Genomic DNA, 18,013 nt, shown 5'->3' with positions numbered 1-18,013 from the left:
CTCACCGGCGATGCAAAAACATCAGGATTTACGCGCGTTCTCGTACAACGGCATCACCTTCGGAATCGCCCCTTGCAACGCCGCGGTCCGACTGCTGGACGACGGGTGAGTGCTGAGAAACTCCGGTGGAGCCCCTTCGTCCGCCTTGCTCATTTTTTCCCACAGGGTAATCGCCGCATTCGGGTTGTAACCCGCACGTGCCGCCAGCTCCAGACCGATCAGGTCGGCTTCGTTTTCATTGGTGCGGCTGTTGGGCAAGGTCATCAACAGGTTCACGCCGTTATTCCCCACCTCGACAATCGCTGCCGGCGCACCCGCCGCTATGGCCAACTGTTGCATCAGATTCACGCCATAGGATTTGGATAACGCTTCACGGCCGTGCTCGCGCAAGGCGTGGGCGATTTCATGCCCCATCACCGCGGCCAGTTCGTCGTCAGTCAGTTGCAGTTTCTCGATCAGCCCGGTGTACACAATGATCTTGCCGCCAGGACCGCAGTTGGCGTTGAGCTCATCATTTTTGATCAGGTTGACCTCCCACTGCCATTGCGCCGCATCCGGGCGAAACGTCGGCGCCTGGGCGATGAGCCGATCGGCAATTGCTTGAACACGCGCGGCCTCGGTACTGGTCTTGTCGAGGATGTTTTTGTTGGTCGCATCCCCCACGGTCTGCTTGTAGTCCTGCGCGTAAGCCTGATTGACCTGTTCACTCGACAACAAGGTGGTCATGTGTTGCTGGCGCACCACACCGACTTCACCTGCACTGGTCGTGTTGACGGTCTCGCAGCCGTTCAGCAGCAAGGCCGACCCCAACACGCACGCCACCAGAGACTTGTTCATCACGGCACTCCCATAAAGCCGTCACCCGACTCGGGACGACGGCAGTAGCAAAAAATTCATACAGCACTGACTGCCTTGCCGCACAAAGGTTCGGCACCTTTCTGATTGCGACACGGGCACGTCCAAAACAGTCATTTCACCTGCCCCCGCTCATGGCTGTCCGCCCCGCTGCCGATACACCAGCGCAGACGTCCTCTTGCGTGCGGAGCACCCATGAAATTCAAGTCGATCCAGTTTTCCGTGGCCGCCCTCGCTGGCGCCATCGTACTTAGCGTAGTCGCCGCACTGGTGCTGTACGCGTTGTTCTCCGGCGCCCGGACGCAAGACATGGTCCAGCAACGGACCCAGGCGCAATTCGAGCAAGTCATCGAACAGCGCCTGACGTCGCTGGCGCAAACCCAGGTCAGCCAGATCCAGCGTGAACTCGAAGCACCCCTGCTGATCGCTGGCGGGCTGGTGCGGGTCAACGCCTTGATCGGCACGCAGGGGCCCGACGGCCAGCCGCTGCTGAATGTGAGCCGCGAGCAGTTGATCAGTCTGATCAAGGAAAACGTGGCCAAGAACCCGAAGATCCTCGGCACCTATATCGGCTGGGAAAAGAACGCTCTCGACCACAACGATGCCGCCTACGTCGGCACCAAAGTGACCGGCATCGACGCCAGCAACGGGCGCTTCCTGCCGTGGTGGTTCCGCAACGATGATGGCACCCTCGGCCTGGACAAGCTGGTGGACGTCGACGACCAGAAAACCCTGTCCACCGGTGTGCGCGCCAGCGAGTACTACCTGTGTTCCAAGGAAACCAAAAAATCCTGCGTGATCGATCCGGCGCCTTACAAGGTCGGCGATAAAGTCGTCATGCTCGCCTCCTTTATTGAACCGATCATGCTCAACGGCGCCTTCCAGGGCATCGTCGGCGCCGACCTGTCGGTAAACTTCATTCAGGAAATGCTCCTGGGCGCGAACCAGAAACTGTACAGCGGCGCAGGGGAAATGGCGTTGATCGGCGGTAACGGCCGGATCGTGGCCTACACCAAGGACCCGAGCAAATTCGGCGAGAAGGTCAGCGACATCCTCGACAGCCAGCAGATCGCCAACATGGGCAACCTCAAGCATGGCGAAGTGACCTACACCGTCGACAAGGCCCACGACCGGATCGAGTTGTACCTGCCGTTCGGTATCGGCCAGACCGACGCGCGCTGGACCCTGATGCTCCAATTGCCACTGAATGCGGTGATGGCCGACCTGCAAAAACTCCAGGGTGACCTGAATGCACAGCGCAAATCCGACACCTTCGGCATGGCCATGGTCGGTTTGTTGATCGCCGGTATCGGCTTGCTGGTGATCTGGCTGGTGGGCCACGGCATTGCCCGGCCACTCAAGCAGATGGTGGCGATGCTCGATGACATTGCCAAAGGCGAAGGCGACCTGACGCGCCGCCTGACCAGTGATCGCGCTGACGAACTGGGCTCGATTGCCAAAGGCTTCAACACATTCCTCGCCAAGTTGCAGGCGATGATCACCCAGGTCGTGACGTCGGTGCAGAGTGTCAGCGATTCGTCGGAACACACCGCCGACATCGCCATCCGCACCAACATCGGCGTGCAGAAGCAAATGGCCGAGATCGATCAGGTGGCGACGGCGGTGCATGAAATGACCGCCACCGCCCAGGACGTGGCGCGCAATGCAACCCAGGCCGCGCAAGCCGCCAGCCATGCCGACCAGGCGGCGGCGCAGGGCATGCAGATCGTGCGGGACACCTCGAATTCGATTGGCGTGCTGGCAATAGAAATCGGCAAGGCTGTGGGTGTGGTGCAAACCCTGGCCAAGGACAGCGAAAACATCAACGCGATCCTCACGGCCATTCGCGGGATCGCCGAGCAGACCAACCTGCTGGCCTTGAACGCGGCCATCGAAGCGGCCCGTGCCGGTGAACAGGGCCGTGGTTTTGCGGTGGTGGCCGATGAAGTGCGCAACCTGGCGCAGAAAACCCAGAAGGCCACCGAAGAAATCCAGACCATGATCCAGCAACTGCAACAAGGCACCCGCGACGTGGTGCGAGTCATGGAGGACAGCCAGAACCGTACCGACGAAAGCGTGCAACACGCGGCGAAAGCCGCCGAGGCGCTGGAGACGATTACTCAGGCGGTGTCGGTGATCAACGACATGAACACGCAGATTGCCAGTGCGGCCGAGGAACAGAGCGCGGTGGCGGATGACATTAACCGCAACGTGATCAACATTGGGCAAGTGGCCAATGAAGTGGCTGGCGGGGCAGATGAATCGAGCGCGGCGAGTGCGGACCTGACCAAGCTGGCTGAACAGCAGCGGCGGTTGATCAATCAGTTCAAGGTTTAGTGTGCAGTGATCGTTCCCACGCCCTGCGTGGAACGATCAATCAACCCGGGGTCAAACACTCCGGCGCATTCAGCTTCGGATCATTCACCAGATTCGCCAGCACCCGCTCGCGCAACGCCGCCGGTTCGCTGGCCAGCAAGGCCTGCAAGGTATGCAACGGCGTCTCCGGATCCAGCCACGCGGCCTGCCCCGCCTCGTCCAGAATCAACGGCCGACGCTGACTCGCCGCCGGCTGCGTGATCACCGCCGTGCTCAACCACACCTGCTCCTGCACCGGGTACGCTTCCCAGATCGCCGCAAAAAACAACGAAGAGCCCTCCCCCGGCGTCAGCCAGTACGGGCGTTTGCGCGTAGTGCCGCGCCATTCATAGAAACCATTGGCTGGTAGCAGGCAACGGCGCTCGCGAAAGGCCTGGCGAAACATCGGTTGTTCGGCGACGGTTTCAGCCCGGGCATGGGCCGGGGTGCGGGACAGGTCGGTCAGCCACGGTGGTGTCAGGCCCCAACGGGCGCGGGCCAGTTCACGCTGGCCGTCTGCACCGGCACGCAGCATCAACACCGAATCGTTGGGGGAAATATTCCACTGGGCCTGCTGATCGGCAGGGAAACCGGGCAGGGCCGCGAAGGCGGGGTTCCAGCGAAACAAGGCATAACGTCCACACATGGGGCAACACGACTCTGAATAAAACGAACGTCAGCCTAACAGACCAGCGTGCCGGGAAAGCTTTCCGGTTCATCGCCGGGCAGCGGCAGCGCGGCATTGTACGCGGTGATCAGCTCACGGGCGTATTCGGCCTGGTCGTTATCGACGGACAACCCGAGCAGGCCGAAAATCGGCAACTCGCCCGAGCCGCCCAGCAAGTCGCGGCCCACCAGGTGCGCCTCGATGCCTTCGCTGGCGAGCATGCCTTGCAGCAATTCACCTTCCATCAGGTTTTCCGGCTCGTAGATCCGCTGCATGGGCGCCCCTCATTCGTTCTCGCTGAAGACTTCCAGAAACCAGTCTTCGCCATGAACCTGCAATACGAACGTGATCGGCCGACAACACACCTGACAGTCCTCGATGTAGGTCTGATCGCCGCCGGACAGGTCCACCGTCGTCTCGACCTCTTCACCACAATACGGACATTCATACAGTGCGCTTTCCAGCATCGCGGTCTCCCAGGTGACTTGTGCGTATAATCGCCGGTCTATTTGCAGGGCTATTTTTGTCTGGCTATTTTTTCAGACCGTGCCCTGCCGGTTTTTGATCAAAACCTTTACTTACCCTAGCCGTTTCTAACAAGAGAGCATGATGGGCGAATTCGATGCCATCCGACCTTACGACGACAGCGAAGTCCCAGCGGTACTGGACAGGCTGCTTGGCGACAAGGCGTTTCTAGATATCCTCACCCACTTCCGCTTCCCGCGTTTTGCCGGTGCTTTCGGCTGGATGCTCAAACCTCTTATAGCTCATCGGCTGCGTCGCGAGTTCGCTGGCGTGCATTCGGTGGCCACATTGCAGGACAAGGTCGAGATGTACGTCGACCACACCATCGAGCGCGCCACAGACGGTGTCACCTACACCGGCGTCGAGCAGTTCAAGTCCGGCAGCGCCTACCTGTTCATCGCCAACCACCGCGACATCGTGATGGACCCGGCCTTCGTCAACTACGCCGTGTACCACGCCGGCCTGCCGACACCGCGCATCGCGATTGGCGACAACCTGCTGCAAAAGCCGTTCGTCAGCGACCTGATGCGCCTGAACAAGAGCTTCATCGTGCACCGCTCGCTCACCGGTCGCCGCGAGAAGATGGCGGCCTATCAACTGCTGTCGGCCTACATCAATCACTCGATCCGCAACGATTGCGCCTCGATCTGGATCGCCCAGGCTGAAGGCCGGGCGAAGGACGGCGACGACCGCACCGAATCGGCCATCCTCAAGATGTTCCACATGAGCCGCAAGGACGAGCCATTCGGCGAAGTCATTCAGTCGCTGAACCTCACCCCTGTGTCGATCAGCTATGAATACGACCCGTGCGATCAGGCCAAGGCCCGCGAGTTGTTCATCCGCGCCACCACCGGCAGCTACACCAAAGTGCCGGGCGAGGACGATGTGAGCATTGCCAAGGGCATCACCGGCTACAAGGGCCGGGTCCACGTGAACTTCGCCGCGCCGATCACCGAGCTGTTCGAAGACACCAAGCAATTGGCGATCGAGATGGACAAGCAAATTCTCGGTGGCTATCGCCTGTTCCCGGTGCATTACCTGGCCTACGCCCAATGGAAAGACGCCGACCCACAATTGCAGGTGCCCAAAGCGTCTGAAGTATTTGCGGCCGACGAACTGGCCAAGGCGCAGGAAGAATGGAACAAGCGCCTTGAGGGCTGCCCCGAGGAACATCGTCCGTTCCTGGTGCTGCAATATGCGACGCCGGTGCGCAATCAGTACCGGGTGAAGGCCGGGTTGCCGCTGTAAGGCTTCCGACTGGATACGACAACGGCGCCCTAGGGCGCCGTTTTCATTGCTGCAGTTTTTGCTGTCAGACCCGCGTGCTGATCCACGACACCAGCAACGCCAATCCCAGGCAGGCGAAACCGAAACGATAGAAAAAGCGGTTCATGCGCAAGGTCGCCCAATCCAGGGTCGGCTCGACGTTGGGCTGGCGCTGGCGCTGGGACACGATACTGGCCATGGCGCGCTGTTCGCGGCGACGAGTGGCGTGCAGCAGCCAACTGCCGGGGAAGGCCAGCAGCAAGGCCAGCAGATTGACCAGTTTGGCGGGATGGGCGGTAAACAGCGTCATCAAATGCAGTGACATCACGGACCTCAAACAAAACAGGTGTGGCAGGCGCCGAACCGACGACTGCGGCGCGGATTCTACCGAAAGCCTCCCCTCCTGCACCCGCTTTACGACAAATAACTGACCATTTGGCAGATTCCTGACTTGAGTCACAGCTTCGTCATCTGAATCCGTCAGTCTCCCGCCCCACGAAAACAGACATGGATATCGTCATGCTTCACGCTGAAAACCAGGATCGCCTGTACCTCATCTCCCCGAGCGACGAACAACAAAACCTTGTGGGAAGCCTCGCCTTCAATGTTCAGGACCGCCACTGGCTGGTGTATTGCGCGCTGGGCGGGCATCAACATGCGGATTTGCCGGAAGCGGATTTGTTGACCGGAGTGAGTGTGCTGGACTTCTACTCCGAAGCCGCCTGACACAACACATTCCTTGTAGGAACGAGCCTGCTCGCGAAGGCGTCGCGTCAGTCGACATCGACTTTGACTGACTCTCCGCTTTCGCGAGCAGGCTCCCACCGTTGTTCGGTGACGTAGGCATAAATGAAAAAGCCCGGGGCCATTGCTGGCTCCGGGCTTTTTTGATTCTGGCGAAAAGTTACTCGCCGAGAACCTGACCCACGGTCGGATCCTTGAACAGACGCGTCAACGCATCGCTCAACACATCGCTGACCAGCTTGGTGTTGGTTTCCTGGTTCGGTGCCATGCCGAAACGCTGGTCCAGGGATGCGCCGTAACGACCGCTGTAACGACGATTGGCGTTCTGCACATCGGAGCGAAAGGTCGCGCCGATGGTCGCTTCAGTCACGTACATGCCTTCTTTAGGCGACTGATATTTCAGCTCGGCCAGGGTCACGGTGATTTGCGGTGCGTTCGGTGCATTGTTGGTCGGGGTAAAGCCCAGCAACCGTACGGCCGCTTCGGCCTGCGCCTGCAGCTTCGGCAGAATCTGTGCGCCCTGCACGGTGATCGCGCTGGTTTCCGGGTACAGGCCGCCGCGCGTGCCCAGCGTTGGCGACGGACGACCGTCGACCACGCGCACCACCACTGGCTGGCCATGGCCGACCGGCGCCAGCTGAGTGGTCAGCTTGGGCTCAGGGTTCAGTTGTTGCGGGCTGTGGGCGCAGCCGACGAGGGTCAAACTGGTCACAGTGATTAAACCGAACAACAGGCGTTGCAACATGCGCTTCTCTCCAGAATCAGGCACAAACAGGCTTGCAGTATAGCGGTGGGCCACTGCGGCGAACCAGTGGCCTTCAATCAATACTGAAATGTCTGACAAACCCTTGGGAAAGCGGTTCCTGTCACACATCTGTCATCGCTCATACACTGGCACGTAACGGCTAGTGGGCAAACTCCACTGCAGTCCCCCATCAGGTACTTCGCCATGCGCTACCTCATCTCATTGTTCGCGCCACGCCCGTTGCACCGTTGCTTTGCCCTGCTCGACAGCAATGGTCATTGCCAGGCGTTCAAGCAGTGCAGCCTCCAGCCGATGGGCGATAGCTGGGTCGAAATCGAAGAAATCCGCCTCAACTGGCTGCATCAGCCTCTGCCCCCTAGCGCCCGCGTGAGCACCCGCCAGCCACGCGCACGGGTGCAACATCTGTTGACCACCTGACCGAACGCCTAATAAAAGTCATTAAACACGTCCATTTCCCTGCGTTTCTTAGATACAATCTCCCCCCGATTATAAGGACGTCTCCTGATCGGGCCTCGCAGCATCGTCAATGCCTTGGTATTGACACCCCGCACCGCCCACAGAGAGCCGCCCACACAGATCGAGTGAAGCTGGCGCGCTTGCTGTTCCCTGAGCAAAAACCCCGCTTTTCGCGAATCTGCAGAGCTGTCATTACGCTCGGTCACTGAGCTGTTTGCCCGTTTTGCCTGCCATGTACCCCATGACGGCAATCCATCCGGGCACGGTGCCAGGCTGGGACAGCCCTTTTTTGAGGTTCACGTCTTCAAAAGAGCGTGAAAAAAACGGGTTTTCACAACTTCACAAGAGTGTGGCGAGCAAATGAATAGTTTTGCGTCTGAACATGCACCATTAGCGTCTGAAACAGCCCAACGACACAGGACCGAGCGTTCCTCGAATACCGGAGCCTGAAGCCTGTCCGCTACGGATTTGGTTGCACAAACGGATGTATCGACCATAAGTCGAATTGCCAGTCGCGCGTTCAAATGAGTTCATAGACCTCATTGACCCGGCCGGTAGCGTCCGTCGAAGTTGCAAAAAATTGCGAAGATTCGGACATGGCGATACTGACCATGAGTACCAGGGGCCTCACTGACACGCCCCGGAACGCCTGGCAGCCATGCCGACAATTTGGTGCTGCAGATTTTGGAGACGCGTTAAATGGCGCATAACGAAGCAGTCGACGTAGTACTGGTTGGGGCCGGCATCATGAGTGCCACCCTGGCGGTATTGCTCAAAGAGCTCGACCCCGCGATCAAGCTGGAAGTCGTCGAGCTGATGGATTCCGGTGCTGCGGAGAGTTCCAACCCGTGGAACAACGCCGGTACCGGTCACGCCGGGCTGTGTGAGCTCAACTACACGCCACAGGCGGCTGATGGCACCGTCGACATCAAGAAAGCCGTGCACATCAACACTCAGTTCGAGGTGTCGAAGCAGTTCTGGTCCTACCTGACCAAGAAAGGCACGTTCGGCTCCTGCAAGTCGTTCATCAGCCCGGTGCCGCACCTGAGCTTCGTGCAAGGTGACAGCGGCGTTTCCTTCCTCAAGGAACGCTTCAAGGTGCTGAGCAAGCACCACGCCTTCGCGGACATGGAATACACCGAAGACAAAGCCAAGATGGCCGACTGGATGCCGCTGATGATGCCGGGCCGTCCGGCCGACGAAGTCGTCGCTGCGACCCGCGTGATGAATGGCACAGACGTCAACTTCGGCGCCCTGACCAATCAACTGCTCAAGCACCTGACCAGCGCGCCCGACGCACAGGTCAAGTACTGCAAGCGCGTGACCGGCCTGAAGCGCAACAACGGCGGCTGGACTGTCAGCATCAAGGACGTCAACAGCGGCAACACCCGTGACGTCGACGCGAAATTCGTCTTCCTCGGCGCTGGCGGCGCGGCATTGCCGCTGTTGCAGGCTTCGGGTATCGAAGAAAGCAAAGGCTTCGGCGGCTTCCCGATCAGTGGCCAATGGCTGCGTTGCGACAACCCGGAAGTGGTCAAGCACCACCAGGCCAAGGTGTACAGCCAGGCCGCCGTGGGTTCGCCACCGATGTCTGTGCCGCACCTGGACACCCGTGTCGTCGATGGCAGCAAGTCCCTGTTGTTCGGACCTTACGCCGGGTTCACCACCAAGTTCCTCAAGCACGGTTCCTTCATGGACCTGCCGATGTCGGTTCGCGCCGGCAACATCGGTCCGATGCTGGCCGTGGCGAAAAACAACATGGACCTGACCAAGTACCTGGTCAGCGAAGTGATGCAATCGATGGAACAGCGTCTGGAATCCCTGCGTCGCTTCTACCCGGAAGCGAAAGCCGAAGACTGGCGCCTGGAAGTGGCCGGCCAACGGGTTCAGATCATCAAGAAAGACCCGAAAAAGGGCGGCGTCCTGCAGTTCGGTACCGAACTGGTCGCGGCCAAGGACGGTTCCCTTGCAGCACTGCTTGGCGCTTCCCCAGGTGCTTCGGTGACGGTTTCGATCATGCTTGAGCTGATCGAAAAATGCTTCCCGACCAAAGCGTCTGGTGAGTGGGCGGCCAAACTGGCGGAAATCTTCCCGGCTCGGGAAAAGGTTCTGGAGACCGACGCAGCGCTGTATCGCAAGATCAATGCGCACAACAACGTCGCGCTGGAACTGGTTGAAGCCAGTAATGAGACCGAAAGCTACGCTTGATTCGGCCCCATAAAAAACGCCCCGTTCTCAGTGAGAGCGGGGCGTTTTTTTATGGCCGCGGAAACGGATGATCCGGGTTATTCAGGGCAACAGTTTAACCGCGGGCCTTGGCGATCAGCTCGATGTAGTCGGCCGCGTTGCGCTGATCCTTGATCAGGGCGACGAAGTCATTGCCGTGCTCATCCTTACCGTCCAGGTCCAGGCCAGCCTCGACGAAAAACGTCAGAAAACGCTCGAAGTCATCGATGCGCAGGCCGCGGTAGGCCTTGATCAACTTGTGCAGCGACGGCGAAGTGGCGTCGACTGGCTCGAAATCGAGGAACAACTTGATCTGCTCGTCGCCGATCTCGTCACCAATCACTTGTTTCTTATCTTTACGCATTGCCGACTCCAGCTCGCAGACATTACACGGGGCGGGCAGTTTACCCCTGCCCGGGCACAAGGCTCAACGCGGACGAACAGCACCGGTATGCAGATCAGCCCAGACATGGCCGTTGGCATAACTCAGGAACTGGCAATACACCGTGTCATTGCGCAACAAGTCGATTACCACACGGTACTGCGCCATCGGGTAAAACAGCGTCAGGGTTTTGCTTTTGTCGTCGTAGATCGGCTTTTTCAGGCTTTTGCTTTCGCCATCGAAGTTGACCAGTACCTGGCTGATGCTCGCGCCCTTATTCAAGGATTTGCCCTTGAGGCGGATCATCACCGGTGACGTGACCGGAATCGGCTGTTGATTGGACTGACGCTGACTGCCGATCACCACTGAATACTCGGTGACCTGCAACAGCTGTTGCTGCTCAGGCTCCGCGTCGCGCAGGGTCAGGTCGTCGGGCGGTAAAAACTGCGCGTGCATCGGCGCCGGCGCGGCCGCCAGAGGCAGGCTGAGGCTCAACAACAGGGCGGCACAGCTGCGGATCAAAAGGCTCATCACGAGCTCCGAAGGCGAGGCCGGATACTCTAGCATGAGGATCAACCGTGTGATTTGGCGATATAGGTCAATACTTCGCAGTAACAGGCTGGCCATGCTGGACGAGCTTTCAGCCGTCGTTCAACAGTGCATCGCCTTCTAGGAAGTGTTCATGACGTTCTCCGTACCCCCGTTGTTCGCGGCCTGGCGTCAGACCTGGCGCGCCGGCTATACCCTCAGACGCTTACGTGGCGACATCAGTGCCGGGTTAACGGTAGGGATTATCGCCATCCCGCTGGCCATGGCCCTGGCGATTGCCGTCGGTGTCCCGCCCCAGCAAGGGTTGTATACGGTACTGATCGCTGCGCCCCTGATCGCCCTGACAGGCGGTTCGCGTTTCAATGTCAGCGGGCCGACCGCCGCGTTCGTGGTCATTCTGCTGCCCATCACCCAACAATATGGCCTGGGCGGCCTGCTGCTCTGCACCCTGCTCGCCGGCATCATCCTCATTGCCCTGGGGCTGATTCGAGCCGGGCGGTTGATTCAGTACATTCCTTATCCGGTCACCCTGGGCTTTACCGCCGGGATCGGCATTGTCATTGCCACCCTGCAATTGAAGGATTTGCTGGGCCTGAACACCGCCGGCCATGCAGAACACTACGTCGAACAGCTGGGCGTGTTGATTCTGGCGTTGCCCAGCGCCCGGCCAGGGGACGGGATCATCGGCATCACATGCCTGGCAGTTCTTATTGTCTGGCCAAAGTGGGTGCCGAGGATTCCGGGGCATCTGATAGCGCTGACCGTCGGCGCGCTCCTGGGGTTGGCGCTGGAGCACAACGGGATGGCGGTGGCGACATTGGGTGAACGTTTCAGCTACATGGTCGAGGGCGTCAGCCATCCCGGCATTCCGCCGTTCCTGCCACGCTTTGATTGGCCGTGGAATCTTCCCGGTCCCGACGGCCAACCTCTGCACCTTTCTTATGACTTGATCCGCCAATTGATGGCGCCGGCGTTCGCCATTGCCATGCTCGGCGCTATCGAATCCTTATTGTGTGCGGTGGTGACAGATGGCATGACCGGCAGCAAACACGACCCCAACGCAGAACTGCTGGGCCAAGGCCTGGGCAACCTGATCGCACCGCTGTTCGGCGGCATTACTGCCACAGCAGCCATTGCCCGAAGTGCCACCAACGTGCGCAGCGGAGCCTTTTCGCCACTGGCCGCCATTATTCACAGCGCAGTGGTGCTGATGGCAATACTCGTCCTCGCACCGCTTTTCAGCTACCTGCCGATGGCTGCACTGGCCGCGTTGCTGATAATGGTGGCATGGAACATGAGCGAGGCCCGCCACGTGCTGCATACCTTGCGCATCGCGCCTCGCAGCGATGTGCTGGTCTTGCTGACCTGCCTGAGCCTGACGGTGTTGTTCGACATGGTGATGGCCGTCGCCGTCGGCCTGCTGCTGGCCGCCGGGTTATTCATCAAGCGCATGAGCGACCTCACCGACACCGCCGAACTCCCCCCCGCCTACCATCAGGCCCTGCAGGACATGCCGGAGCATGTTCGCTGCTATGCGATACGCGGGCCACTGTTCTTCGGCGCGGCTGAAAAAGCCCTGGGGGTGCTACGCAAATTCAACCCGGAGGTCAAAGTGGTGATCGTCGAGATGAGCGCCGTGCCGATGCTGGACATGACGGCGCTGGCGGCCTTCGACAATATCCTGAGGGATTACCGCACGGACGGCATCGGCCTGATTCTGGTGGCGACCGCTCCACGGGTGCGCCTGAAGCTCAGGCGCGCGGGCATCCATCGGGAACAGCGTAAGCTGGCCTACGTGAACAACCTGGAACAGGCTCGTCGCAAAAGCGAACGCTGGCTGGCCGGGGAAAATTGAGGGTACGGCTCAATCAAACTGCGCGCGCATCCACGCCTGATACTCGGCCACACCCGGCTCGCCTTCACGCGGTGCCCACGGAGCAAGCTCACCTTCACCGACCGGCCGATAAGGGCCGGCTTTGCACTCGAACATCACGCTGTCGGCTTCCAGCACGACCAGACCATGAAACACGCCGTGAGGAAGATCAACGCCCACCGATTCGCCAGCCGCTTGCAGAACGCGCGTGTGGATAACGCCTCCAGACTCATCAAAAATCAACAGACCGAGACGCCCCCGCAGCACCAACAGCGTTTCCGCCTTGTCATCACTCAGATGCCGATGAGGGGGAATATACGTACTTGGCTGCAAACCCACGGCCATGCGATGGCACGGTTCCTCCATCCGATGAAAGTTGTGATGCTGGCGCCCGCGCGGATTGTCCGCAGCTTTCTCGGCCAATTCGGTGAATAACGTTTGATCAAGAAAGCTCGGCGTGGCCAATGATTACATCCCTTTAACAGCAAAAATGCCGTTGGCATTACGCCAGTAACCCTTGTAGTCCATGCCGTAACCGAAAATGTAACGGTCGATGCACGGCAGGCCGACGAAATCGGCTTTCAGGTCCGGACGAGCCTTGCGGTCGTGGTCCTTGTCGATCAGCACGGCGGTGTGCACTTTGCGCGCGCCGGCGTGTTTGCAGAAGTCGATGATCGCGCCCAGGGTGTGACCTTCATCGAGGATGTCGTCGATGATCAGCACGTCACGATCGATGAACGACACTTCCGGCTTGGCTTTCCAGAACAGGTCGCCGCCGCTGGTTTCGTTGCGATAGCGGGTGGCGTGCAGGTAAGAAGCTTCCAGCGGGAAGTGCAGGTGCGTCAGCAGCTTGCCGGAGAAAATCAGGCCGCCGTTCATCACACAGAACACCACCGGGTTGGAATCCGCCAGTTGATCGTTGATTTGTGCACCGACGCGGGCGATGGCCGCCTCGACTTCAGCTTCGGTGTACAGGCAGTCAGCCTCTCGCATGATTTGACGGATATGCTCGAGATCAGCGGACATGGCGCTCTCCAAGGGGGGTGACGGACAGGAAAAGCGGGCAAAGGTACGCATCCCGCACGGCCAGATCAAGCGTTTGTGGACTAACGTACTGTATGTCTATAGGACAACACCCTCGGATAGATTAATCTAGGCCGGTTTTTTTGCCCGCCGCCGGAGCCTTTCCCATGCCCATCCTCGAGATCCGCCACCCGCTGATCCGTCATAAACTTGGCCTCATGCGCCGTGCAGATATCAGCACCAAGAATTTCCGTGAGCTCGCTCAGGAAGTCGGCGCCCTGCTGACCTATGAAGCCACCAAAGACCTGCCGCTGGAAGCCTACGACATTGAAGGCTGGTGCGGCACCGTGTCGGTCGAGAAAATCGCCGGCAAGAAGATTACTGTAGTCCCGATCCTGCGCGCCGGTATCGGCATGCTCGAAGGCGTGCTGAGCCTGATCCCGGGCGCCAAGGTCAGCGCCGTGGGCGTAGCCCGCAACGAACAGACCCTGCAGGCCCACACCTACCTGGAAAAACTGGTCCCGGAAATCAACGAGCGCCTGGCGATGATCATCGACCCGATGCTCGCTACCGGCAGCTCCATGGTCGCCACCATCGACCTGCTGAAAAAAGCCGGCTGCCGCGACATCCGCGCCATGGTGCTGGTCGCCGCGCCGGAAGGCATCGCCGCCGTGGAGAAGGCTCACCCCGACGTGACCATCTACACCGCCTCCATTGATGAAAAACTGAACGAACACGGTTACATCATTCCGGGCCTGGGCGATGCCGGTGACAAAATCTTCGGCACCAAGCAGAAGGACGCTTGAGCATGCAACAAGAGTTCAACGATCCGCTCTGGCGCACGGTGCTGTCGGGTGCACAGATGCTGTTCGTGGCCTTCGGCGCCCTGGTGTTGATGCCGCTGATTACCGGCCTCGACCCGAACGTCGCGTTGTTCACTGCGGGCCTGGGGACGATTCTGTTTCAGATCGTCACCGGGCGTCAGGTGCCGGTGTTCCTGGCGTCGAGCTTTGCCTTCATCACCCCGATCATTCTCGCCAAGGGCCAATTCGGCCTCGCCGCGACCATGGGCGGCGTGATGGCGGCCGGTTTCGTCTACACCTTTCTCGGACTGGCCGTGAAGATCAAAGGCACCGGGTTCATCGACCGCTTGCTGCCACCGGTGGTGATTGGTCCGGTGATCATCTCCATCGGCCTGGCCATGGCGCCGATTGCCGCCAACATGGCAATGGGCAAGGCCGGCGACGGCACTGAGCTGATTCATTACCAGACGGCGATGCTGATCTCGATGCCGGCGCTGCTGACCACCCTGATCGTTGCGGTGTTCGGCAAAGGCATTTTCCGCCTGGTGCCGATCATTTCCGGCGTGCTGGTCGGTTTTGCCATGGCCTTCTATTTCGGCGTCGTGGATACCGCGAAGATTGCCGCGGCCCCGTGGTTTGCGATTCCGCACTTCACCGCGCCGGAGTTCAACTGGCAGGCGATTCTGTTCATCGTTCCGGTAGCGTTGGCCCCGGCCATCGAGCACATCGGCGGCGTGATTGCCGTCGGTAGCGTGACCGGCCGCGATTACCTGAAGAAGCCCGGCCTGCACCGCACCCTGCTCGGCGATGGCATTGCCACCACCGCAGCCGGCCTGTTCGGCGGTCCACCCAACACCACGTACGCCGAAGTGACGGGCGCGGTGATGCTGACCAAGAACTACAACCCGAAAATCATGACCTGGGCGGCGATCTTCGCCATCAGCCTGGCGTTCATCGGCAAGTTCGGCGCGCTGTTGCAAAGCATTCCGGTGCCGGTGATGGGCGGGATTCTCTGCCTGTTGTTCGGTTCGATTGCGGCCGTGGGCATGAACACGCTGATTCGCCACAAGATCGATCTGGGCGAAGCGCGCAATCTGGTGATTGTGTCGGTGACCCTGGTGTTCGGGATTGGCGGTGTGCTGGTCGGCACCGGGACTGGCCCGGACGACTTCGGCCTCAAAGGCATCGCGCTGTGCGCGGTGGTGGCGATTGCGCTGAACCTGTTGCTGCCGGGGAATGACAGCTGGAAGCACAAGAAGGCGGATGAGCCGTTGTTGTAACAGCTGATCCTGTGGCGAGGGAGCTTGCTCCCGCTGGGTCGCGAAGCGGCCCCAAAATCTCGCAGTTAATGAAGATTTTGTGAGTGCTGCGCACTCAAACGGGAGCAAGCTCCCTCGCCACAGTTTGTCTTCTTACAACGCCAACGGCGCCCTTTCACACAAGGCACTCAACGCCCGCGCCCACTGCGGATCATCGTTGAGGCAAGGTACCAGCACCAATTCCTCGCCCCCCGCCTCGCGGAACAATTCCTTCCCGCGATCACCGATTTCCTCAAGCGTCTCGATGCAATCGGCAACGAACGCGGGGCACATCACTAGCACCTTCTTCACGCCCATTCCCGCCAGCTCATCGAGGCGCGCTTCGGTGTAGGGTTCGATCCATTTCGCCCGGCCCAAACGCGACTGAAACGACACTGACCATTTACCGTCCGGCAGCCCCAGCCGTTTGGCAAACTCGGAGGCAGTACGCAGGCATTGGGCGCGGTAGCAGGTCGCCAATACTTCTGGCGAAGCGTTCTGGCAGCAATTATCGCTTTTGAAGCAATGATGGCCGGTAGGGTCGATCTTGGTCAGGTGCCGCTCCGGCAAACCGTGGAAGCTCAGCAACAGGTGATCGTAATCCTGCTGCAAATAAGGCTTCGCGCTGGCGACCAACGCGTCGAGGTATTCCGGTTGATCGTAAAAAGGCTGGAGAACCGAAAACTGTACGTCGAGCTGCTTCTCACGCACTACCCGCCTGGCTTCCTCAATCACCGTCGTCACGGTGCTGTCGGCGAACTGAGGATAAAGCGGAGCGAGCGTGATTTTTTTGTGGCCCTGGGCGGCCAGCTGAACCAGTTTCGTCTCAATCGACGGCTCACCGTAGCGCATCGCCAGCTCTACCGGCCCATGGCTCCACTGGGCAGTCATGGCCTGTTGCAGGCGACGGCTGAGTACCACCAGGGGCGAGCCCTCCTCCCACCAGATCGACGCGTAGGCGTGGGCTGACTGCTCCGGGCGTTTGATCAGGATCAGCGACACCAGCAAGCGTCGCACCGGCCATGGCAGGTCGATCACATACGGGTCCATCAAAAATTGATTGAGGTAGCTGCGCACATCCGCCACCGAGGTGGAGGCCGGTGAACCCAGGTTAACCAGAAGCAATGCGTGATCGGTCATGCAACGTCCTATTTCAAAGGCGGCTGGACAGGTCGTCCAGGGCCGCGCGCAAATCGGTGAACTGGAAAGTGAAACCCGCGTCCAGCGCGCGAACCGGCAGGGCCTTCTGCCCACCCAGCAACAACAACGACAACTCGCCAAACCCCACTTTCAACGCCAGGGCTGGCATGGGCATGAACGCCGGGCGGTGCAGCACGCTGCCCAACGTCTTGGCAAATTCGCGATTGCGCACCGGTTTTGGCGCGCAGGCATTATAAGGACCGCTAGCGTCATTCTGATGCAGAAGAAAATCAATCAGGGCGATTTGATCGTTGATATGAATCCATGGCATCCACTGCCGACCGCTACCGATCGGCCCGCCCAGCCCCAGTTTGAACGGCAGCAACAGCCGCGACAAAAAGCCGCCCTCGGCCGACAACACCAACCCGGTACGAATCAGCACGACACGCAACCCCAAGGCTTCGGCACGCTGGGCGGTTTCTTCCCAGGCGATGCACAACTGGCTGGCGAAATCATCGATGACCGGGGGCGATGCCTCGGTCAGCTCACGCTCCCCTCCATCGCCATACCAGCCCACCGCAGAACCGGACATCAACAGCGAAGGCTTTTGCTCGCGTTTTTCGAGCCACGCCAGCAGCGTTTCCGTCAGGGTGATGCGGCTGCTCCAGAGCAACGCCTTGCGCTTGTGCGTCCAGGGCCGATCGGCAATCGGTGCGCCTGCCAGATTGATAATGGCGTCCAGCGGTGCCTGATCGAGGTCCTCCAGCCGGGCAATACCCTTCACTTGAGAGCCGCAGATTTTCGCGACTTTTTCTGGCTTGCGACTCCAGACCGTCAGGCTGTGCCCCTGACTCAACCAGTGTCTGCAGAGCTGACGTCCTATCAAACCAGTACCGCCGGTCAGCAATATGTGCATGACTTCTTCCTCGCGTGGCGTTTAACCCTGATCACTAGTCTATTTTTATAAGCAGGGATCTTTGGTATCGGGCATGTCCTGTGTTTAACAATAGGCCAAGCTGTCAGATCGAGAACGCTAGAAGTTATACCAAAAAACAATATTGTACAGGTTTGACCCACAGCGTAGT

Annotated in this window: 20 protein-coding genes and 1 pseudogene; 9 read left to right on the top strand and 12 right to left on the bottom strand. The window is 59.7% G+C overall.

The window, feature by feature from the left end; genetic code table 11:
• Nucleotides 1–21: 21 nt before the first annotated feature.
• Nucleotides 22–837 carry a M48 family metallopeptidase gene (locus tag D882_RS0126205; protein ID WP_027925987.1) on the bottom strand — a complete coding sequence of 272 codons (816 nt, stop codon included), beginning with the start codon at nt 835–837 and terminating at the stop codon, nt 22–24.
• Nucleotides 838–1,050: 213 nt separating this feature from the next.
• On the opposite strand from D882_RS0126205, the pseudogene D882_RS1000000133650 reads away from it, so the two are divergent.
• Together D882_RS1000000133650 and D882_RS1000000133645 are read left to right on the top strand one after the other, a co-directional pair.
• Nucleotides 1,051–2,337 (top strand): annotated as a pseudogene (locus tag D882_RS1000000133650) (HAMP domain-containing protein); the annotation flags it as partial.
• Nucleotides 2,338–2,349: 12 nt separating this feature from the next.
• Complete coding sequence (locus D882_RS1000000133645) at nt 2,350–3,192, top strand: methyl-accepting chemotaxis protein (RefSeq protein WP_370654477.1); 843 nt, start codon at nt 2,350–2,352, stop codon at nt 3,190–3,192.
• A 40-nt stretch (nt 3,193–3,232) separates the two neighbouring features.
• On the opposite strand, the gene D882_RS0126195 is transcribed toward D882_RS1000000133645, so the two are convergent.
• The 3 genes from D882_RS0126195 to D882_RS0126185 are packed head-to-tail and all read right to left on the bottom strand — an operon-like array spanning nt 3,233 to nt 4,344.
• Nucleotides 3,233–3,856 carry an SOS response-associated peptidase gene (locus D882_RS0126195; RefSeq protein ID WP_027925985.1) on the bottom strand — a complete coding sequence of 208 codons (624 nt, stop codon included), beginning with the start codon at nt 3,854–3,856 and terminating at the stop codon, nt 3,233–3,235.
• A 35-nt stretch (nt 3,857–3,891) separates the two neighbouring features.
• Nucleotides 3,892–4,152, bottom strand: a complete 261-nt coding sequence (locus D882_RS0126190; RefSeq protein WP_027925984.1) for a putative signal transducing protein — start codon at nt 4,150–4,152, stop codon at nt 3,892–3,894.
• A gap of 9 nt (nt 4,153–4,161) precedes the next feature.
• The gene (locus D882_RS0126185; RefSeq protein WP_020799766.1) at nt 4,162–4,344 is read right to left on the bottom strand and encodes a CPXCG motif-containing cysteine-rich protein; all 183 of its coding nucleotides are present in this window, start codon (nt 4,342–4,344) and stop codon (nt 4,162–4,164) included.
• Between the two features lie 139 nt (nt 4,345–4,483).
• Between D882_RS0126185 and D882_RS0126180 the strand changes: the two genes are divergently transcribed.
• Nucleotides 4,484–5,650 (top strand): 1-acyl-sn-glycerol-3-phosphate acyltransferase, encoded by a 1,167-nt coding sequence (locus D882_RS0126180; protein WP_032833677.1) that lies wholly within the window; start codon nt 4,484–4,486, stop codon nt 5,648–5,650.
• 64 nt (nt 5,651–5,714) lie between these two features.
• Here the strand turns inward: D882_RS0126180 and D882_RS0126175 are convergent, their stop codons facing one another.
• Nucleotides 5,715–5,993 (bottom strand): hypothetical protein, encoded by a 279-nt coding sequence (locus D882_RS0126175; protein ID WP_027925982.1) that lies wholly within the window; start codon nt 5,991–5,993, stop codon nt 5,715–5,717.
• A 194-nt stretch (nt 5,994–6,187) separates the two neighbouring features.
• Here D882_RS0126175 and D882_RS0126170 point away from each other — a divergent pair, with 194 nt between their 5' ends.
• A complete protein-coding gene (locus D882_RS0126170; protein ID WP_027925981.1) occupies nt 6,188–6,394 on the top strand; it encodes a hypothetical protein in 207 nt (68 codons plus the stop codon).
• Nucleotides 6,395–6,572: 178 nt separating this feature from the next.
• On the opposite strand, the gene D882_RS0126160 is transcribed toward D882_RS0126170, so the two are convergent.
• A complete protein-coding gene (locus tag D882_RS0126160) occupies nt 6,573–7,157 on the bottom strand; it encodes a YajG family lipoprotein (RefSeq protein ID WP_027925980.1) in 585 nt (194 codons plus the stop codon).
• Nucleotides 7,158–7,361: 204 nt separating this feature from the next.
• Between D882_RS0126160 and D882_RS0126155 the strand changes: the two genes are divergently transcribed.
• Nucleotides 7,362–7,595 (top strand): hypothetical protein, encoded by a 234-nt coding sequence (locus D882_RS0126155; protein WP_027925979.1) that lies wholly within the window; start codon nt 7,362–7,364, stop codon nt 7,593–7,595.
• Between the two features lie 738 nt (nt 7,596–8,333).
• Nucleotides 8,334–9,842: a malate dehydrogenase (quinone) gene (gene mqo / locus D882_RS0126150; RefSeq protein ID WP_027925978.1), complete on the top strand. Its 1,509-nt coding sequence runs from the start codon at nt 8,334–8,336 to the stop codon at nt 9,840–9,842.
• Between the two features lie 94 nt (nt 9,843–9,936).
• Here mqo and D882_RS0126145 read toward each other — a convergent pair whose 3' ends face one another.
• The gene (locus D882_RS0126145) at nt 9,937–10,224 is read right to left on the bottom strand and encodes a PA4642 family protein (RefSeq protein ID WP_027925977.1); all 288 of its coding nucleotides are present in this window, start codon (nt 10,222–10,224) and stop codon (nt 9,937–9,939) included.
• A 63-nt stretch (nt 10,225–10,287) separates the two neighbouring features.
• Nucleotides 10,288–10,773, bottom strand: coding sequence for a hypothetical protein (locus D882_RS0126140; RefSeq protein ID WP_027925976.1), 486 nt, complete (start codon nt 10,771–10,773; stop codon nt 10,288–10,290).
• A 151-nt stretch (nt 10,774–10,924) separates the two neighbouring features.
• On the opposite strand from D882_RS0126140, the gene dauA reads away from it, so the two are divergent.
• Entirely contained in the window at nt 10,925–12,646 is a 1,722-nt protein-coding gene (gene dauA, locus D882_RS0126135; protein WP_027925975.1) for a C4-dicarboxylic acid transporter DauA, read from the top strand.
• Nucleotides 12,647–12,655: 9 nt separating this feature from the next.
• Here the strand turns inward: dauA and D882_RS0126130 are convergent, their stop codons facing one another.
• Complete coding sequence (locus tag D882_RS0126130) at nt 12,656–13,129, bottom strand: WbuC family cupin fold metalloprotein (RefSeq protein ID WP_027925974.1); 474 nt, start codon at nt 13,127–13,129, stop codon at nt 12,656–12,658.
• A gap of 3 nt (nt 13,130–13,132) precedes the next feature.
• Nucleotides 13,133–13,690 carry a hypoxanthine-guanine phosphoribosyltransferase gene (locus D882_RS0126125; protein WP_027925973.1) on the bottom strand — a complete coding sequence of 186 codons (558 nt, stop codon included), beginning with the start codon at nt 13,688–13,690 and terminating at the stop codon, nt 13,133–13,135.
• Between the two features lie 164 nt (nt 13,691–13,854).
• Here D882_RS0126125 and upp point away from each other — a divergent pair, with 164 nt between their 5' ends.
• Together upp and D882_RS0126115 are read left to right on the top strand one after the other, a co-directional pair.
• A complete protein-coding gene (gene upp, locus D882_RS0126120; protein WP_027925972.1) occupies nt 13,855–14,493 on the top strand; it encodes a uracil phosphoribosyltransferase in 639 nt (212 codons plus the stop codon).
• A 2-nt stretch (nt 14,494–14,495) separates the two neighbouring features.
• Nucleotides 14,496–15,770 carry a uracil-xanthine permease family protein gene (locus tag D882_RS0126115; RefSeq protein WP_027925971.1) on the top strand — a complete coding sequence of 425 codons (1,275 nt, stop codon included), beginning with the start codon at nt 14,496–14,498 and terminating at the stop codon, nt 15,768–15,770.
• A 132-nt stretch (nt 15,771–15,902) separates the two neighbouring features.
• Here the strand turns inward: D882_RS0126115 and hemH are convergent, their stop codons facing one another.
• Together hemH and D882_RS0126105 are read right to left on the bottom strand one after the other, a co-directional pair.
• Nucleotides 15,903–16,928 carry a ferrochelatase gene (hemH, locus tag D882_RS0126110; RefSeq protein ID WP_027925970.1) on the bottom strand — a complete coding sequence of 342 codons (1,026 nt, stop codon included), beginning with the start codon at nt 16,926–16,928 and terminating at the stop codon, nt 15,903–15,905.
• Nucleotides 16,929–16,941: 13 nt separating this feature from the next.
• Nucleotides 16,942–17,844: a TIGR01777 family oxidoreductase gene (locus D882_RS0126105; protein ID WP_027925969.1), complete on the bottom strand. Its 903-nt coding sequence runs from the start codon at nt 17,842–17,844 to the stop codon at nt 16,942–16,944.
• Nucleotides 17,845–18,013 lie beyond the last annotated feature (169 nt).

This window comes from Pseudomonas sp. URMO17WK12:I12, from assembly GCF_000514395.1.
GTDB classification, from domain to species: Bacteria; Pseudomonadota; Gammaproteobacteria; order Pseudomonadales; family Pseudomonadaceae; genus Aquipseudomonas; species Aquipseudomonas mucoides.
The sequence above is the reverse complement of the archived record's forward strand: the minus strand, read 5'-3'. Positions and strand labels throughout refer to the sequence as shown.

What these genes read in the sequence shown, in the direction of transcription:
- D882_RS0126125 (WP_027925973.1), bottom strand. Translation starts at nt 13,690, where the DNA reads ATGTCCGCTGATCTCGAGCATATCCGTCAAATCATGCGAGAGGCTGAC.
- D882_RS0126180 (WP_032833677.1), top strand. Translation starts at nt 4,484, where the DNA reads ATGATGGGCGAATTCGATGCCATCCGACCTTACGACGACAGCGAAGTC.
- D882_RS1000000133645 (WP_370654477.1), top strand. Translation starts at nt 2,350, where the DNA reads ATGATCACCCAGGTCGTGACGTCGGTGCAGAGTGTCAGCGATTCGTCG.
- D882_RS0126105 (WP_027925969.1), bottom strand. Translation starts at nt 17,844, where the DNA reads ATGCACATATTGCTGACCGGCGGTACTGGTTTGATAGGACGTCAGCTC.
- D882_RS0126160 (WP_027925980.1), bottom strand. Translation starts at nt 7,157, where the DNA reads ATGTTGCAACGCCTGTTGTTCGGTTTAATCACTGTGACCAGTTTGACC.
- D882_RS0126190 (WP_027925984.1), bottom strand. Translation starts at nt 4,152, where the DNA reads ATGCAGCGGATCTACGAGCCGGAAAACCTGATGGAAGGTGAATTGCTG.
- upp (WP_027925972.1), top strand. Translation starts at nt 13,855, where the DNA reads ATGCCCATCCTCGAGATCCGCCACCCGCTGATCCGTCATAAACTTGGC.
- D882_RS0126145 (WP_027925977.1), bottom strand. Translation starts at nt 10,224, where the DNA reads ATGCGTAAAGATAAGAAACAAGTGATTGGTGACGAGATCGGCGACGAG.
- mqo (WP_027925978.1), top strand. Translation starts at nt 8,334, where the DNA reads ATGGCGCATAACGAAGCAGTCGACGTAGTACTGGTTGGGGCCGGCATC.
- D882_RS0126205 (WP_027925987.1), bottom strand. Translation starts at nt 837, where the DNA reads ATGAACAAGTCTCTGGTGGCGTGCGTGTTGGGGTCGGCCTTGCTGCTG.
- D882_RS0126140 (WP_027925976.1), bottom strand. Translation starts at nt 10,773, where the DNA reads ATGAGCCTTTTGATCCGCAGCTGTGCCGCCCTGTTGTTGAGCCTCAGC.
- D882_RS0126155 (WP_027925979.1), top strand. Translation starts at nt 7,362, where the DNA reads ATGCGCTACCTCATCTCATTGTTCGCGCCACGCCCGTTGCACCGTTGC.
- D882_RS0126175 (WP_027925982.1), bottom strand. Translation starts at nt 5,993, where the DNA reads ATGTCACTGCATTTGATGACGCTGTTTACCGCCCATCCCGCCAAACTG.
- dauA (WP_027925975.1), top strand. Translation starts at nt 10,925, where the DNA reads ATGACGTTCTCCGTACCCCCGTTGTTCGCGGCCTGGCGTCAGACCTGG.
- D882_RS0126195 (WP_027925985.1), bottom strand. Translation starts at nt 3,856, where the DNA reads ATGTGTGGACGTTATGCCTTGTTTCGCTGGAACCCCGCCTTCGCGGCC.
- D882_RS0126170 (WP_027925981.1), top strand. Translation starts at nt 6,188, where the DNA reads ATGCTTCACGCTGAAAACCAGGATCGCCTGTACCTCATCTCCCCGAGC.
- hemH (WP_027925970.1), bottom strand. Translation starts at nt 16,928, where the DNA reads ATGACCGATCACGCATTGCTTCTGGTTAACCTGGGTTCACCGGCCTCC.
- D882_RS0126115 (WP_027925971.1), top strand. Translation starts at nt 14,496, where the DNA reads ATGCAACAAGAGTTCAACGATCCGCTCTGGCGCACGGTGCTGTCGGGT.
- D882_RS0126185 (WP_020799766.1), bottom strand. Translation starts at nt 4,344, where the DNA reads ATGCTGGAAAGCGCACTGTATGAATGTCCGTATTGTGGTGAAGAGGTC.